We start from the raw sequence: 13,276 nt of genomic DNA, 5'->3' as shown, positions 1-13,276 counted from the left end.
ATAGATGCTCGAGTGTGAAAGGGATGTGAAAGCGTGAACTCAGTATGAAGTCGCGATTGCCAGGGCGAGTTGAGGGTCAGTCATCAACGGCGGGCTATACGTCGTTCGGTAAAAGCGTACGGCTTGCTCAAACTGAGCGCCGCGGATTTCCCCATCCGTGCCGATGAAGGTAAGCGCGTCAGCCTTGGCTGGCTTGAAGTTTTTTGTAGCCAGCATCGTAAGGCCACTGGTTGCGCTAAGTAGGGCGGTGGGCGCCAGCGTTATCATCATCATTGAGTTCTGGTAGGAACCTTTATCTTCCGCAACGGCTGGAGCGCTGGTCAGTATTAGGGCGATTGCAAGATACGTCCGTGAGTGCATGCTTGGTGCTTCCGTTGCGATGTGCGGCTGGCGGGGTGGGGGGAAGCTTATCCTAGTAGGCTTAGACTCAAGGATTCCAGGCACAAAAAAAGACGTCCGTGGACGTCTTTAGATGATGATGCCGAAGACAAAGGTACAGATTTATTTTTCTGAAATAAGTCTGTCCCTTCTACGCAGTATGACGTCGCGATTGCTTGGGCGAGTTCAGGGTCAGTCATCCGCGGCGGTGGCCTGTGCGCGGCTCGCTTGCTACTGAGATCACGTCGGGAAAGGTTGCGCATCGGTGGTGGGTACCAACGTGGCCAGCACACGCTCGACGAGTAATCCGCCCAGCACCACGAGTTGCTGGCTACCCAAGAGTTTTTGACGGTTTATGCCCTCGAGTTCAAAGGCCAGGTCGGTGATGATCGCGTCCAGCGAAGCAAGGGTTTCGCTGGCCTGGATCAGCAGGGTTTCGGGATCGACGTTTTCATTGACGGTGAAGAGAGACGCTGGAGGATTGGGCGTGATTTTTTTCATGGCTGAAACTCCTTGATTGATGGAGCCGCCAGACATCGCTGCTAAACGAAAAGGGTGGCGACCGTACGCGGGTTAGCAGACCAGGAATCAAGGAACCCAGCGCACCCGAAAGTGCCCCACGCACAGCCGCCATAATGCGAACCAGCGGATGCTGAAAGCATCGCTTGTACGAAGGGTGGCTTTGCAGGCCTTGATATTAACCGAGCTGCTAAACCCGGTCGCTGATTTTGCAGCGACGGGGGAAGGTTATGCGCATAGGTCGAAGGGTGCCAGTTCATCAACAGCGCTACACCTTGCAGGAAAATTCCGAAGCTCCATGCAGCGACAATTCGGGTTTCGCGTTAAGTTTGGATCCAAACTCCGCTTGCACGTGTGTTGAGTTTTCAAGAACAAAAAAAACGTCCGTGGACGTTTTTTTCGTTGAAGTGGCGGGCCGGGGGGATTTGAACCCGCATCCAACCCTTCTATCACAAGGCTTTCAGCGCTCAAGCTGCCATTTTGCTGTCATTCTGTGGTGATGGGCACGAGCCTGCGGCCCTTCTTCGTCTTCCTGTCTTCGTAAAATTTAAGCGTGTCCCAATAGACTCTGCACACCATGCTGTTTTCTTTCGCCAGTTCAGCCATATTCTCGAACGGTGAGGGCGACTGTGTCTGCAGACTGCTGTAGCGCATGATCGCATGGGCTGGTAGGTTGCCGCCAAGGCGGAACGCAAGGTAACCATCACCATCTACTGTCCAGCTATGAAGCGTTGCAGGCGCCTTAGAATTGTTATTGATCAAGTTCACTTGGCGTCGAATGCGCTTCGCGAGCAGGCAAAACCTCCTAAAGTCTCTTGCATTTTCCATTGACCGAGTTCGTTTATTGAAAGCATCTGCGTAGGTTTCGTCAGGTCCGACACTGACTGGATACCTTGCGTCATTTTTTACAAATGTACTGAGAGTTGCTAAGTCCAGCAGGCATTGCTCATCAAGGGATAGATGCAAGTCACAAGCTAGACTTTTGAAGTCATGAGAATATTCACGAAGCGTGCAACGGAACAGTTCTTCTCCGCATCCAAGCAACATCTTTGCCAGGCCTGACTTTAGATACATTTCCACCGCGTAACCTAATAACAGCATTGCCGCCTTGGGAAACGCGTTTATTTTCTGGTGGGCTTTGGGTATGACCTTGGTTTGTTCTTTGATAGTTACAGCTCTTTCAACTTTTCTGATTTCTTGCAGAAACGACATGCGCATGTGGCGCGCTGATAGATACAGGTGCTCTCCTTCCTTTTGCCAGTCTCGGTGAGATAGATCACCCTGACTTCTTATCTGTAATCGAGGCTCTGCCATCAACTTCTCCTTGCTTTGTTTTTATGGCAGCACCTGCCCATAAAGCTTCTGCCTTGTCACCGGCGACAATATCCGCAGCAGGCATCCATCTACCATATACGCGTGCAATCATAGTCCAGTCAGTATGCCCCATCTGCTTGGCAACCCACATGGGATGTTCACCAGCAGATAGCATCATCGAGGCGTATGTGTGTCGGGTCTGGTAGGGCCGGCGGTAGCGGACGCCAGTCTTCTTCATCGCTGGTACCCACATTGTTTTCCGGATCGGCCCGTCTCCGGCCCAGCGCTCAAGAGTGCGTGGATTCTGGAAGACTTCAGCGTCAGCCAAGAACGTGTATGCCTTTTGCGCTCTCAACGCCTCCAGTGCAGGCCGGAGCAGCTTCACGCTTCGGCGCCCAGCGGCGGTCTTCGTTGTCTCTGCCTTCCCCTTGCTGGCCTGAGTCATTGCACGGCTGACCATCACCTCTTCGCGCAGCAACCAATCAATATCACCCCAATCCAGTGCAACCAATTCACTGGTACGCAGCCCTGTCCACAAGGCGAACTGCATCATATTGCGCGCCTGGCCGGAGAGGGCGGACAGCACGGCCTGTTGTTCCTCAGGGCTGAAGGGGTCGACGTCATCCTCTTTTGGCGGAGCTGCCTTGCGTGAGTAGGTCCAGCCGGCGAGCGGATTCAATTCGATCAACTCTTCCTCAGTTGCATCGTTGAGCGCTGACCGTAGGCAGCTCTGGATATTGCTGAGCGTCTTGTTGCTCACCTCTAGGGTGTCGAGCCAGTCGCGTACCGCCTTTCTTTTCAGGTCCACGAGCATGGTATCGCCGAGGGCCGGGATCAGGCGAAGCGTGACCAGCTTCCGGTACCCATCGAAGGTGCTGCTGGCAACGTGCTTTTCCTTCGCAGCCAGCCACCTGGTCAAGTAGCCGTTGACCGTCTCTCGGGATACCTCGGGCGCAAACTTTGCCGCCCGGGCAGATCCCGGAAAGGTCACCGAGTACTCGAAGGTGCCGATCGATATAGCGTGTTCGATCGCGGCCTTGTGCTGCTCAGCCTTCTTCAGGTTAGTGGCGGTGGGCTTGAGCGTGATCCGCTCGCGGCACCTGGTGGCGCATGGATGGAATGGGCGTGCCTCGGTACGTTTCACCACTCTATGCGCTCATCCGAGACAACAACGTCACGGAGGGCGGCATCAAGAATTACTGCGTCACTGATGACGTTGCCCTGGTCGTGGATCGGGCGGTGGCCAAGCTCGCCACGCGTGACGCGCAGATGGGCAACTTCATCTGGCTGTACTTCGGCGCGAAGTGGCCAGCGTTGCGGATTGCCCGGGAGAACGACATGGGTGAGGCTGAGGCGCGCGAGTTGATTAAGGCTGGTGTGGCCTGGGTTGACTGCGCTATTGAGGTGTTTCGCGAAGTCGCGTAGAAATAGCTTTCCTCGCGGATAAACACCTGTTTTCATGACACCGTGTTCAGCTTTTCAAGCGCGACACCACATAAAAAGCCCCGCGATTGCGCAGGGCTTTTTTATGTGTAGTGTTTTTATGAAAGGATAGCTGGCTGTCTAGCAGTTGATACCTAGGTAGGCCTGAAGGAAATAGTGTCAATGTCTATTCCTTGGAGGGCTTTCAATATCGCCAGCCACATTACTGCTGCGTTAAAACCAAGTATAAATAAAATCACAATGATATCGAGTGGTTTGAGTTTTGGTTTGTCTTCCAGGCTGGAGAAGAGTCCGATTAAATTGTAAATACTGAATACTGTTGCTGCACCAAATGCAATGCAAATAGAGTTGATTGTTAGCGCAGGGTTATTGTAGGCCTTGAATAAAACTTTTGTAAGTTCTGGGATCGCGAGCATTATAGCAATGCATAAGGCTTGGTTCTTAAGGTAGTCAAATATTGACTTTATGTCTGCGATAGTTGGTTTGTTAATTATTGCTTCTGTTCGGCTAATAATTATCTGATTTTTGACGATCAGGTAGTGTTTGTCTGAGAGTTTGTTTACAGCTTCGCCTGTTGATAGAAAGTATGACTTTTGGATGGTTACAAAGACTTGTTTGTAGTGTGTGCTTGGTTCATTTGTTTCTTTGGTTTTCTCAATGACTTTGTATTTCTTTCCTGATCCGCATTTGGCTATAAAACTTCCGGATTCGATAGCTGATGTCATTTTTTGTGATTTCTGAGGTTTTGGGTGATGTCTCATAGCTATTATGTACTTTTAAATCGGTTTTTCATATGTATTTAGCTGTGCCGAGTCTGTTTGCCTGGTCGGGTTAGCCTCTGTTAAGCACTGTACCTCTTTAAAGGTTTGCCATGCTGGCATCTCTTTTCTTAACTCACGCCCTTATGTGAGAGGACACCGGATGCCTACCATGCCTGACAAGCAGGCCAGTGCCTTTCGTTTTTGGAGACTGTATGAAAACGCTCGAGCTGGAAGTGGGCATAGAGGGTTTAGAAGGCCTTGTCTGCCCACTGATTGAGGCTATGCAGTCACTTGAACATCTTCCCGAGTTTCCGCTTCAGGTCTTCCGCGACCTTGTCGCCAACAGCCTTCATGACGTTTCCGTAAGTTTCGACGGCGCCGCACTTACCGCAGGTAATCTTCGAGGAGTTTGTCGGCCTAGCCGGAATTTCGAACTGGTCACTGCCGCACTTCTTGCACTTAACGCTTACCTTCATCGCTGATGCTCCATGGTTCGTTCGGTGTGGAAACTGGACGATAGCACGGAGCCATATGCCCGCCACTGAGCGGGCTTTTTTATTCACGCTCCCCCAAAAGGGAGGACAGCCGGATGCCCCTGAACATGCCTGAGAAAACCCCTGACTTTTGGGCCCAGGTCTGGCTAGTCCTTTCTAATCCACTGTGGCAAGGCGCAATCATGGCCTTCACCATCACTCTGTTGCGTGTGCTGTACGAAGCCAAAGAGCCGAACAAGTGGAGGATATTTTTCGAGGCTCTGATCTGCGGCGCCTTGAGCCTGTCTGCCAGTAGCATCATTGAATGGATGACTTGGCCGCCTAGCCTTTCAGTTGCTGCCGGCGGGGCCATTGGCTTCATTGGTGTGACGGCGATCCGTGACCTGATCATCAGGTTCCTAGGCAGAAAGGCGGACTTGGGATGAAGGCGATCGCTGCGGCAATCATCATCGCCCTTGTGGGCCTTCTTTTGGTTGGCATTCAACAGCTGCGGGTCGAGGATCTTCGCGAAGAGAAGCTCGTCGAGACCCAGGCCAAGGATGAAGCTATCAAGGCCAATACCGAAAGCCAGGCCACCATCACTACGCTGCGCGCTGAAGCGAAGCGCAATGCCGAGTACCAAGCTGATCTGGCAAAGCGCCTCAGGGCCAGCCAGGACAAAGCAAAAAAGGCGGAGAAGAACTTTGAAGACCTCAAGCGCAACAGCAAGCCTGTTCGTGATTGGGCTGCTCAGCCTCTGCCTGACGGGCTGCGCGGCAAAGCCGGCGGTAGTGACAAAGACCCAGGCCGTAAGAATCGAAGCCCCTGAGCTGATTCCTTGCGAACGCGTTGATGAGGATGCAGCCGACCTTCGCCTGAATGGCGATGTGTGGGAGCTGAAGGACAGGGCAATCAACCTGCTCGACACCTGCGCCGACCAGGTAGACGCCCAGATCAAGCGCAGCCAGAGCAAGTAGTCAGCGACGGTGACCTCAGATGCTTCAGATCGACGCTCGAACCAACATCGAAGAGCTTTCTAAGGCGTTTCGAACAGTTGGTGAAAAGCAGCTGCCCTTCGCCTTTGCGTTGATGGCTACGCGCCTGGGGCTACGGTCGATAACAAGTTCACCGAAGGGGACCCAGTGGGCGGTATTCAGGCTACGATTGTCACCGACGATTGGTGCAATGACGTACAGGAAGAACTGATGAGCATCCTGGCGGCGGCAGGGATTTCCCCCATAAAAGGGGTTCAAAGCCAGGTGCTCCAGGCAATTCGCACCATCGGTGCTGGGGTCGTCGGTGGTACCCGCAACAGTGCTATGACCGTAACCACAGCCTCTGCTTCTGCGAACTACGTTGCAGATGAAGTGGTGGTGAAGTCATTGCTTGGGAAATCGGCCTATACACTCGCCTCACTTAGCAAAACAATAAACTTGGCTACTGTCGGCGCTGGCGGTATGGATACCGGAATAGCGCCGGCCAATGGATTTGTCGCACTGTACGTGATTTACAACCCGGCAACGGGGGCTTCAGCAATGCTCGCTGTTAATTCGACTTCATCTGTGGCGCCCGAAATCTACGGCGGGGTATTCATGCCATTCGCGAGTGCCGCTTCGGCCCTGGTTGGCGTCTGGCCAACAAATGCAAGCCGTCAGTTAATTGCTGGGTTCATGTCTGACAGAAAGTTATCTTTCTTTGGCATCAGTGCGCTCATTACGAGCACTGGCCCAGCATCATACACTGCGCTTTCTATAGCGGGGGTTGTTCCCCCTAATGCCAAGCGCATATCTGGAAACTTAAACGGAGCCTCGTCTGCTGTGAACAGCACAATGTTAGTTGCTGTTGCTTCTGATGCTACGGGAATGGGAAGTTCTTCAATTGGCTTTTCGACCACAGTTTCCGGGCAGGGGACAAACGGTTACGTCGATATCGGCATTTTAACTCCACAGACACTATGTTGGAGAGGGCAAGCACGGCCGGGACTCCGACATATAGTATTTCATGCTCTAGCTACACATTTTAAAGCGCTAAAGGAGTTCAAAGATATGACAGTTAGATATATACAGTGCTCAGGCCCGGATCATAAGAAAATAATCTCTATTTTTTCTGCTCCGCAAAATGAGGATGATTACCCTAATCGGGGTGAGTTGGAAGATAATGATCCGCTACTAATTGCTTATTTGGAATCCATAGGTCTCCCCATGCCATAAACTGGAAATCCCTGCCGCAGAGGGATGTTGATTGCCCTTGGAGGTAATGGCGGTAACGGTATTAACCACCCATCCGGATTGGGCCACAAAGAGGTGTATACGCAGGAGGCCAAGATTTTAGTTGATGTATCTAGAAATGTTGCGCGCACCACGTAATTTTTTAAGTTATGCGCCTAGACCTGCCAAGAGCAGGTTTTTTATGCTTGGAGAAAAATTATGAATGCAGCCGAGAAAGACCGAGACGTACTTGCTCGCACACTGTGGGGTGAGGCCCGCGGCGAAGGGCTGTCCGGCCAGATCGCCGTGGCCTGGACGATCCGCAACCGCGTGGTCGACGGAAAAGCCAAGTCCTGGTGGGGCGAAGGATACGCCGGCGTGTGTCTGAAGCCGTGGCAGTTCAGCTGCTGGAACCAGAACGACCCGAACTATGCCTACCTCAGCGGCGCCAAGCCGATCCCGGCTGCGCAGTTCGCCCAGGCACAGAAAGCAGCTGACCAGGTAATGTCCGGCGCGGTGCCAGATCCCACCGGCGGCGCCACCCACTACTACGCCACGACTATGCCGAAGCCGCCGGCCTGGGCAGTGAAGGCAAAGCAGACGCTACGCCTTGGGCATCACGTCTTCTTCAAAGACATATCTTAATCACCATCAGTTGCCTAGGACTTATGGGCGCAGGGTGTATAGATACGGTGGTGAGCTTGCCGCAGTAAAAGGGCCACCCGAAGTGAGGGCGGCCGTCGGACATTACTTACTTTTTGATGGCGCGTTTCCTCTGCCGCCCCCAGAAGGATTACCCGTGGTGCTTGGCAGATTAGGTACTGCTGGAATTTTGGAACCACCTCCTGCACTGCCGCTACCCTTGCTTGATGATCCCGAACTGCTCTTACTACCTGACGACTTCGACATAACGCTCTCCTGAATATGACCAGCGGGACTGCACAAGAGACTTTAGTCCAGCTGGTAGCATTTACTGAAAAAAACGAACGTTAGCTACGATACGACTGAGAGGTTTGGCAAGCAGTCAGTCAATTTTAAGCATCTGTGCGAGCAGCGGATCATTCGATCCCATTGTCGCCGCCTGTACGTCTACAAAGTACATCCCTCCCGTGATCTCACCGATGATCTCGCCCTCCTCAATCCATTTCTTCAGTTGCTGCAGGCTAGGTTTATTCCCTACATACCGCAGTTTTCTATACTCGCCGGCCTCCATGAGCCTTGGCAGTTTCACTGTCATCTGGGAAATGATTTTCATAGTCCAAAGACCCGTCGAGCTGCTTCGACTCTTTCGATGAGAGTATCGCCTGGCGATCTTCCCCCCTGCTTCACGGATGCAACGTATTGCGAGTTCGCGTCCACATAGTAATTGCGTCCGTGTTTGATTGGCTTAGGGGTGATCCGGCCTTCTCGGGCCCATTTGCGTAGGGTATTGGGGCTCGGCGGCGTTTTATAGTTTTCCGCAGCCCATTCTGCGAGAGTCAATTTCGTCATGAGTTCACCTGCCACTAGGCTAATGTAGGCCCGCTATTTTAGTCGTAGCTCAGGGCTTTTTTTCTGAGCCGTCTGGTCTCCCAGGCGACTGAGTACGACTTGGCGTAGCACTTTTGGGACGCCGTCGCCTCCCACGACAAAACCGAATTGTTGCGCCTGTAACCATCTGATTTGCGCACTCGGCTTTTGATAACCAGTGAGTTCAGTTACCTCGTCCTTCGTTAAAAACATCGGATTTCTCCAGGCGCTATATCTGATAAGGCTACATCTTTCCAGTCTGCTTGATGCGCGCCAAGCCCTGTTTGATATGCCCCGCGTTCTCGCCGATGGTCTCCAGGGCGCCGCAGATGTTATCGTCAACGTGCGCGGCCCCTTCGTGCCCAGCCCACAGCGAGAGCTCCATGATGGCGGCCTCCAAAGCGAGCTGGTTCTCGTAGATTCGTTCGAGCATATCGGGAAGGGAGTAGGGCGCAGGCATTGAAAGGCTCCAAGATTTGAAGTTGAAGTGTAGCAAGGAGCTCAGAAACAAAAAGCCCGGCGCGCTGGGCCGGGCTCAATGATGTGCGCCAATGCGGCTACCGCCAAGGCATTATCCCTCGCAAGCACCCGGATCTTTGTACGCCTCGCACCAGGCGGCCTTTAGAAGAACTTTGCATTCGGCATCGTATTTTTCACGTAGCTTAGCAGTGCTAGCTGGCGTCATCGGCCCGGTTGTCTCTTTGTGCAAGTCCACCATTTTCTGCGCGACGTAATCCTGAGCCTGCGGGGTATAACCAGCATGCACCAAAAGTGCATAGGAGGCTTTTGAGGACTGCTTGCGGCTTATGTCGGGCTGGTCACCAGCTACTGAAAGCACTTCGTAGTAGGCCGCGCAGTGGAGGTCTCTCTCTTTTTGGGTTTCGGCTTGGGCAGTTAAGGAAATGCAGGTGAAGATGGCGCAAAAGGCTAGCGGCATCGGGGATATGCGCATGAGAACGAGTCCATTCGAGGGAGGCACAGATTTTATCAGCTCAGGGCATAGATACAAGAAGCCCGGCGTTGGGCCGGGCTCTATATCGTTATTTTATCTGTTTCGGCTTGTACATTGAGCCGATCTGCAGGGCCTCGGCCTTGCCACCTGTCAACATTGGCGCTTTTTTCAAGATGTACTCCGGAAATTTAGTGACGAGATAGTCGTACCTAAACCACCTGCGGAATTCGGCTAGAGCGTGGTTCGGATAAGCGCTGGCTTCTTGCGGATTACTCTTTGCCTGCGGGTATTTTGCTGGGTAATTATGTTGGCAAGGGACTCGCTCTCCGTAAGTAGAAGACAAGTTGAACTCTTTCCAGTGCTTCGCCCACATTTGCCCAACGCTTATATCCGGTATGGTCTTATGATTCACAGTGAGGTCTGCCGTGATTAGATCCACAATCAAACCTGTGATCTCATTGAAAATTATGAAATATCCAAGCGGCGCGGCATTGTTGAGTATCGAAACCCTTTCGTGGTGGAACTGCCACTTGTCTCCAGGAGCATAGTTGAGGGAGTCGTAAATGAACTTTTGAAGACCGTAGGCCGCAAAGTTCCGGTAGCTATCGATGGCCACCTGGTTCGTAGTCCTAGACTCAAAAGCATAGAACTCTAGAATGGCCATGCAGACGATATCTGGATAGGCATAGTGTGGGCTGCCATCCCGAATGGTTTCTATGTATAGCTTGCGATCCGTATATCCTCTCTGGGATAGGTACTGTTTGATAAAAGATATCCGATCCTTCGTCAGTACCACATCATCAAAATGATCCTCCCATTCCTGACTGATATCTTGAATAAGGCTTCGGTGGGCCCCAGTGACTAGCGACAGGCCTCGCTGAGTGAGAAACGGAATCCCGTTCTCGAGCACACCCATCTCTATTCCATTTACATCCCTCTGGACTTCGACGCCGAGTTCAAGAACGAACTGTTTTGGGCCGGCGCCCGGCAAACCACTTTTCATATCTAATTCCTTGATATACATTGGTTTTTACCCGGCGGTCAGCCGGTATCGTTGAGCTTATGGCGACCCCATATATCAGTTAAGCTTATCCCGCAAAATCCTTCCCGCCTTCACCTCGTCCCCGCACCGTAAAAGTGATTCAGAAGTATCAGCTCAATCACAGCCACGAACACGCAGAGCACAACGAAGCCAGGGCTGAAGACGCGCTTGCGATTAGATGAACCATCACCTAGCCAGAACGCGCCAGTGTAGCTGGTAAAGACGGCCATGAATGCCAGCCAGGCCCAGACCCAAAACTTGCTCCAGAAGCTTTGCTCTCGCCATGCAGTCATTGGCTCACCCTGGGCACCAGCATCAAGAAAACCAACCATACCCAAGGCACTTCATGGCCCTTAGACGATGCCTGATCGCTTGAGTCTTGGTATATTCTGAATCCGAGGCGCCCATCTTGGACCGCAGTGCGTACTGCACAAAATCCTCAGCCTGCTGGCGATCTGCGGCTAGCTTAAAGGTACGGCATTGCTCTAGACGCTCCGCTTCCGTAATAGGCATCGGTACTCCGTCGATCTGTTTTTCGTACTCGGTTTTTTCTTTTGGCGTGCTGAAGCAGCCCGATAGGATAAGAGGTGCGACTAGCAGGGCTGCGATCCGTAAAGCGTTCATCACCACATTCCTTGTGCGCGCGAGCGCTGATCAGCTCACGATAGTTCGGTCTATATTGCCGCGTCAGACGCGTCTATTCGGGCTTGCTTCTGTTGATCCGCCCGGCCTTCACCTCATCCGCATAACCCGCCAGCCGATCCTCGACCGCCTGGTAGCTCGTCGCGACGTTCCGCAGCTCCCTTGCCTCGTCTTCCTGGCCTCCCTCAGAAAGCCTCACGGCTGCCTGCATCAGGTCGACGCCCGACCACTTGAGCAGGTCCGCTGTCTCCTTCAGGTCGCGGCGCAGCTGCTGATTGGGCTTGATCAGTGGCAACGTGCTTCCGTAAAGTCAGATTGATATCTGGCGAGTATGGGCAGAACCCTGGGATGAACTCAAGATCGCGGATGCTCAATGTGAGTTATCGCCGTCCCCGACGACGGCGACCAAGGACTGATCGCGCTGCGGGCTTGCCAGGCGTATGTGCGCGAAACGACTCTCTGGCCATACGAGAGCGTCAAGATCAGCCAGAAGTTGAGTTATCGTTTTACGGCGAACCCCATGCCTTTCATCACCCATTTCGAAGTAGATGCATCTAAAAGTTCGCGTTTCGCGGCGAATCCGTGCATGTCGCCGAACGGTGTAAACTTCGCTATCCCGAAAATTTGTTCATGCAGCAGTAAGCAAAAGTCCAATGCATCGCCAATAGCCTCTCTCAGCTCTGCGGGCTCTACTTTTTTCCGTGAATCACTTTGTCGCGGATTTTCTCGGCCCGCTCGATATAGGGCTGACCGGCAGGTTGACGACCATAAACGTTTTCGAACAGCTGCCTATACCCTTCACGGGTGAGATGTTGGAGATTCATGATTCGACGGGCGAAGGTGGTGTCAAGGTTGTGCATCCTCACCAGTCCACCGTAAAGCGATCTGTTGCAAGCCAATTCAATCTTTAAAAACAAATAAGCGATAGGGATTTCGAAAGGTAGCTCGTTCGTGACCAAGCTATCGAAGTGAGGAAAATGCCAGCGAATATGTTCGGGCATCCCCTCGAAATGACGCAAAAGAGATTTGTAGCTGGGGAAGCGTGGCGCAGGTGGCGCGGGCTTCGGAGTTTTCTTGGTTACCATAGTGACATCCCTGAAAAATTATTCCTGGGTGTTACGGTCCCATACGCGGCCTGATTTATGGCTCGCGCTGTCATTAAGCTGGCATAACCGAGCAAAAACCACCCACTTAGGCACAAAAAAGGCACTTGCGATAACCGCTAAGTGCCTGATTTGTAAGGTCTATTTGGTGGAGCCGGGGGGATTTGAACCCCCGTCCGCCAGTACTCCGCTGTCGGTACTACATGCGTAGCCGTTTCTATTAAGTTAACCCGCAGCGACCCGAAGGGCAGGGTGCTTTGGGCGAGTTGTGTAAGTTTTAGCCGCTTCGTCCACAACGTACTGCACGGCGATTCTGTTCTATATGACAATCACTTTGGGTTTACAGACATCCCCTGGTGATTGCTGGACCCGAAGGTACCAGAAGCTCAGGGCTAAGGCTGCTTACGCAGCGAGAGCGAATTCCTGGCCGTAGTTTTCGTCATTGGCAACTATAAGTAGTTGCAACAGTGGATTTACGAGTTCTGTTACCAACTCGGCATGCACCTAAAGTTTCGCGACCGGCGTCGAATCCTAAACGGCCCCGTGCTTGTAACTCGTTGTTTCATAGTGAGTGACAAGCTCGTGCAGTGTACTCCAAACCGTCACGGAAGGCCAACCCGAAGGTTGGTCCTGCGCTGGCGGGATGTTTACTGATCGCCTTTTTCGCTGTTCTGCAGGTCCTGCAGCGCTTTTGAGGTGATCTCGATGCACTTCTTCTCATCCCCGGCGGCGTGGGCCGCTTTGGCTTGGGAGACGGCATTGTCTATCTCGCCGCTTTTGCCACTGGTGTCGGTGGCGAGCAGCGCCTTGCCGTTGTTGATTTTGTTCAGGTTGATCTCGCAGAGGTCTTTGTCGCCCGCAGCAAACACAGGGGACGCCAGCATCGCAGCGGTAATGAACAAGCCAGCCAGAGCGGAACGCTTCATAAGTATC

At 52.7% G+C, this 13,276-nt stretch carries 23 protein-coding genes and 1 other RNA gene; 6 read left to right on the top strand and 18 right to left on the bottom strand.

All coding sequences use genetic code 11. The features are described from left to right. Positions 1-39 precede the first annotated feature (39 nt). The 4 genes from KVG91_RS09005 to KVG91_RS08990 form a co-directional block, all read right to left on the bottom strand. Positions 40-360: a DUF2388 domain-containing protein gene (locus KVG91_RS09005; protein ID WP_169377574.1), complete on the bottom strand. Its 321-nt coding sequence runs from the start codon at positions 358-360 to the stop codon at positions 40-42. Between the two features lie 258 nt (positions 361-618). Then, the gene (locus KVG91_RS09000; protein ID WP_169377575.1) at positions 619-879 is read right to left on the bottom strand and encodes a DUF6124 family protein; all 261 of its coding nucleotides are present in this window, start codon (positions 877-879) and stop codon (positions 619-621) included. Positions 880-1,383: 504 nt separating this feature from the next. Beyond that, positions 1,384-2,211, bottom strand: coding sequence for a hypothetical protein (locus tag KVG91_RS08995; protein WP_169377576.1), 828 nt, complete (start codon positions 2,209-2,211; stop codon positions 1,384-1,386). Continuing rightward, positions 2,174-3,355 carry a tyrosine-type recombinase/integrase gene (locus KVG91_RS08990; protein ID WP_318840841.1) on the bottom strand — a complete coding sequence of 394 codons (1,182 nt, stop codon included), beginning with the start codon at positions 3,353-3,355 and terminating at the stop codon, positions 2,174-2,176. The genes KVG91_RS08995 and KVG91_RS08990 overlap by 38 nt, the downstream gene beginning before the upstream one ends. Here KVG91_RS08990 and KVG91_RS08985 point away from each other — a divergent pair. Further along, positions 3,322-3,636 carry an antitermination protein Q gene (locus tag KVG91_RS08985; protein WP_169377578.1) on the top strand — a complete coding sequence of 105 codons (315 nt, stop codon included), beginning with the start codon at positions 3,322-3,324 and terminating at the stop codon, positions 3,634-3,636. The two genes, KVG91_RS08990 and KVG91_RS08985, sit on opposite strands and share 34 nt — an antisense overlap. Positions 3,637-3,788: 152 nt before the next feature. On the opposite strand, the gene KVG91_RS08980 is transcribed toward KVG91_RS08985, so the two are convergent. Beyond that, a complete protein-coding gene (locus KVG91_RS08980; protein WP_169377579.1) occupies positions 3,789-4,379 on the bottom strand; it encodes a hypothetical protein in 591 nt (196 codons plus the stop codon). A gap of 323 nt (positions 4,380-4,702) precedes the next feature. Further along, entirely contained in the window at positions 4,703-4,891 is a 189-nt protein-coding gene (locus tag KVG91_RS28215) for an ECs_2282 family putative zinc-binding protein (protein ID WP_450091393.1), read from the bottom strand. Positions 4,892-5,016: 125 nt separating this feature from the next. Between KVG91_RS28215 and KVG91_RS08970 the strand changes: the two genes are divergently transcribed. The 5 genes from KVG91_RS08970 (at position 5,017) to KVG91_RS08950 (ending at position 7,740) form a co-directional block, all read left to right on the top strand. Continuing rightward, positions 5,017-5,334, top strand: a complete 318-nt coding sequence (locus tag KVG91_RS08970; RefSeq protein ID WP_169377643.1) for a phage holin, lambda family — start codon at positions 5,017-5,019, stop codon at positions 5,332-5,334. Beyond that, complete coding sequence (locus tag KVG91_RS08965) at positions 5,331-5,717, top strand: hypothetical protein (protein ID WP_169377581.1); 387 nt, start codon at positions 5,331-5,333, stop codon at positions 5,715-5,717. Before KVG91_RS08970 ends, KVG91_RS08965 begins: the two co-directional genes overlap by 4 nt. Continuing rightward, positions 5,680-5,865: a hypothetical protein gene (locus KVG91_RS08960; RefSeq protein WP_065948823.1), complete on the top strand. Its 186-nt coding sequence runs from the start codon at positions 5,680-5,682 to the stop codon at positions 5,863-5,865. The genes KVG91_RS08965 and KVG91_RS08960 overlap by 38 nt, the downstream gene beginning before the upstream one ends. A gap of 228 nt (positions 5,866-6,093) precedes the next feature. Next, a complete protein-coding gene (locus tag KVG91_RS08955) occupies positions 6,094-7,098 on the top strand; it encodes a hypothetical protein (protein ID WP_169377582.1) in 1,005 nt (334 codons plus the stop codon). Positions 7,099-7,314: 216 nt separating this feature from the next. Beyond that, the gene (locus KVG91_RS08950) at positions 7,315-7,740 is read left to right on the top strand and encodes a cell wall hydrolase (protein WP_169377583.1); all 426 of its coding nucleotides are present in this window, start codon (positions 7,315-7,317) and stop codon (positions 7,738-7,740) included. A 379-nt stretch (positions 7,741-8,119) separates the two neighbouring features. Here the strand turns inward: KVG91_RS08950 and KVG91_RS08945 are convergent, their stop codons facing one another. The 12 genes from KVG91_RS08945 to KVG91_RS08890 form a co-directional block, all read right to left on the bottom strand. Further along, complete coding sequence (locus tag KVG91_RS08945) at positions 8,120-8,350, bottom strand: hypothetical protein (protein ID WP_169377584.1); 231 nt, start codon at positions 8,348-8,350, stop codon at positions 8,120-8,122. Continuing rightward, positions 8,347-8,586, bottom strand: coding sequence for an excisionase (locus KVG91_RS08940; protein ID WP_169377585.1), 240 nt, complete (start codon positions 8,584-8,586; stop codon positions 8,347-8,349). The genes KVG91_RS08945 and KVG91_RS08940 overlap by 4 nt, the downstream gene beginning before the upstream one ends. Positions 8,587-8,619: 33 nt before the next feature. Then, complete coding sequence (locus KVG91_RS08935) at positions 8,620-8,817, bottom strand: DUF4224 domain-containing protein (protein WP_169377586.1); 198 nt, start codon at positions 8,815-8,817, stop codon at positions 8,620-8,622. Between the two features lie 31 nt (positions 8,818-8,848). Next, positions 8,849-9,064 carry a hypothetical protein gene (locus KVG91_RS08930; RefSeq protein WP_169377587.1) on the bottom strand — a complete coding sequence of 72 codons (216 nt, stop codon included), beginning with the start codon at positions 9,062-9,064 and terminating at the stop codon, positions 8,849-8,851. Positions 9,065-9,175: 111 nt separating this feature from the next. Next, the gene (locus KVG91_RS08925; RefSeq protein ID WP_169377588.1) at positions 9,176-9,556 is read right to left on the bottom strand and encodes a hypothetical protein; all 381 of its coding nucleotides are present in this window, start codon (positions 9,554-9,556) and stop codon (positions 9,176-9,178) included. 88 nt (positions 9,557-9,644) lie between these two features. Then, on the bottom strand, positions 9,645-10,559 hold the full coding sequence (locus KVG91_RS08920; RefSeq protein ID WP_169377589.1) for a hypothetical protein: 915 nt from the start codon (positions 10,557-10,559) through the stop codon (positions 9,645-9,647). Positions 10,560-10,669: 110 nt separating this feature from the next. Continuing rightward, positions 10,670-10,891, bottom strand: coding sequence for a hypothetical protein (locus KVG91_RS08915; RefSeq protein ID WP_169377644.1), 222 nt, complete (start codon positions 10,889-10,891; stop codon positions 10,670-10,672). Positions 10,892-10,913: 22 nt separating this feature from the next. Further along, complete coding sequence (locus KVG91_RS08910; protein ID WP_169377590.1) at positions 10,914-11,222, bottom strand: hypothetical protein; 309 nt, start codon at positions 11,220-11,222, stop codon at positions 10,914-10,916. A gap of 73 nt (positions 11,223-11,295) precedes the next feature. Then, on the bottom strand, positions 11,296-11,535 hold the full coding sequence (locus KVG91_RS08905; RefSeq protein ID WP_169377591.1) for a hypothetical protein: 240 nt from the start codon (positions 11,533-11,535) through the stop codon (positions 11,296-11,298). 394 nt (positions 11,536-11,929) lie between these two features. Continuing rightward, positions 11,930-12,325 (bottom strand): hypothetical protein, encoded by a 396-nt coding sequence (locus tag KVG91_RS08900; protein ID WP_169377592.1) that lies wholly within the window; start codon positions 12,323-12,325, stop codon positions 11,930-11,932. Between the two features lie 164 nt (positions 12,326-12,489). After that, positions 12,490-12,886: a transfer-messenger RNA gene (gene ssrA / locus KVG91_RS08895) on the bottom strand. A 104-nt stretch (positions 12,887-12,990) separates the two neighbouring features. Then, positions 12,991-13,269, bottom strand: a complete 279-nt coding sequence (locus tag KVG91_RS08890; protein ID WP_169377645.1) for a hypothetical protein — start codon at positions 13,267-13,269, stop codon at positions 12,991-12,993. Between the last annotated feature and the right edge of the window lie 7 nt (positions 13,270-13,276).

This window comes from Pseudomonas azadiae, from assembly GCF_019145355.1.
Lineage (GTDB): Bacteria > Pseudomonadota > Gammaproteobacteria > Pseudomonadales > Pseudomonadaceae > Aquipseudomonas > Aquipseudomonas azadiae.
The sequence above is the reverse complement of the archived record's forward strand: the minus strand, read 5'-3'. Positions and strand labels throughout refer to the sequence as shown.

What these genes read in the sequence shown, in the direction of transcription:
- KVG91_RS08970 (WP_169377643.1), top strand. Translation starts at nt 5,017, where the DNA reads ATGCCTGAGAAAACCCCTGACTTTTGGGCCCAGGTCTGGCTAGTCCTT.
- KVG91_RS08915 (WP_169377644.1), bottom strand. Translation starts at nt 10,891, where the DNA reads ATGACTGCATGGCGAGAGCAAAGCTTCTGGAGCAAGTTTTGGGTCTGG.
- KVG91_RS08940 (WP_169377585.1), bottom strand. Translation starts at nt 8,586, where the DNA reads ATGACGAAATTGACTCTCGCAGAATGGGCTGCGGAAAACTATAAAACG.
- KVG91_RS08955 (WP_169377582.1), top strand. Translation starts at nt 6,094, where the DNA reads ATGAGCATCCTGGCGGCGGCAGGGATTTCCCCCATAAAAGGGGTTCAA.
- KVG91_RS08920 (WP_169377589.1), bottom strand. Translation starts at nt 10,559, where the DNA reads ATGAAAAGTGGTTTGCCGGGCGCCGGCCCAAAACAGTTCGTTCTTGAA.
- KVG91_RS08945 (WP_169377584.1), bottom strand. Translation starts at nt 8,350, where the DNA reads ATGAAAATCATTTCCCAGATGACAGTGAAACTGCCAAGGCTCATGGAG.
- KVG91_RS08950 (WP_169377583.1), top strand. Translation starts at nt 7,315, where the DNA reads ATGAATGCAGCCGAGAAAGACCGAGACGTACTTGCTCGCACACTGTGG.
- KVG91_RS08910 (WP_169377590.1), bottom strand. Translation starts at nt 11,222, where the DNA reads ATGAACGCTTTACGGATCGCAGCCCTGCTAGTCGCACCTCTTATCCTA.
- KVG91_RS28215 (WP_450091393.1), bottom strand. Translation starts at nt 4,891, where the DNA reads ATGAAGGTAAGCGTTAAGTGCAAGAAGTGCGGCAGTGACCAGTTCGAA.
- KVG91_RS08995 (WP_169377576.1), bottom strand. Translation starts at nt 2,211, where the DNA reads ATGGCAGAGCCTCGATTACAGATAAGAAGTCAGGGTGATCTATCTCAC.
- KVG91_RS08890 (WP_169377645.1), bottom strand. Translation starts at nt 13,269, where the DNA reads ATGAAGCGTTCCGCTCTGGCTGGCTTGTTCATTACCGCTGCGATGCTG.
- KVG91_RS08925 (WP_169377588.1), bottom strand. Translation starts at nt 9,556, where the DNA reads ATGCGCATATCCCCGATGCCGCTAGCCTTTTGCGCCATCTTCACCTGC.
- KVG91_RS08965 (WP_169377581.1), top strand. Translation starts at nt 5,331, where the DNA reads ATGAAGGCGATCGCTGCGGCAATCATCATCGCCCTTGTGGGCCTTCTT.
- KVG91_RS08930 (WP_169377587.1), bottom strand. Translation starts at nt 9,064, where the DNA reads ATGCCTGCGCCCTACTCCCTTCCCGATATGCTCGAACGAATCTACGAG.
- KVG91_RS08985 (WP_169377578.1), top strand. Translation starts at nt 3,322, where the DNA reads ATGGATGGAATGGGCGTGCCTCGGTACGTTTCACCACTCTATGCGCTC.
- KVG91_RS09000 (WP_169377575.1), bottom strand. Translation starts at nt 879, where the DNA reads ATGAAAAAAATCACGCCCAATCCTCCAGCGTCTCTCTTCACCGTCAAT.
- KVG91_RS08900 (WP_169377592.1), bottom strand. Translation starts at nt 12,325, where the DNA reads ATGGTAACCAAGAAAACTCCGAAGCCCGCGCCACCTGCGCCACGCTTC.
- KVG91_RS08980 (WP_169377579.1), bottom strand. Translation starts at nt 4,379, where the DNA reads ATGACATCAGCTATCGAATCCGGAAGTTTTATAGCCAAATGCGGATCA.
- KVG91_RS08935 (WP_169377586.1), bottom strand. Translation starts at nt 8,817, where the DNA reads ATGTTTTTAACGAAGGACGAGGTAACTGAACTCACTGGTTATCAAAAG.
- KVG91_RS09005 (WP_169377574.1), bottom strand. Translation starts at nt 360, where the DNA reads ATGCACTCACGGACGTATCTTGCAATCGCCCTAATACTGACCAGCGCT.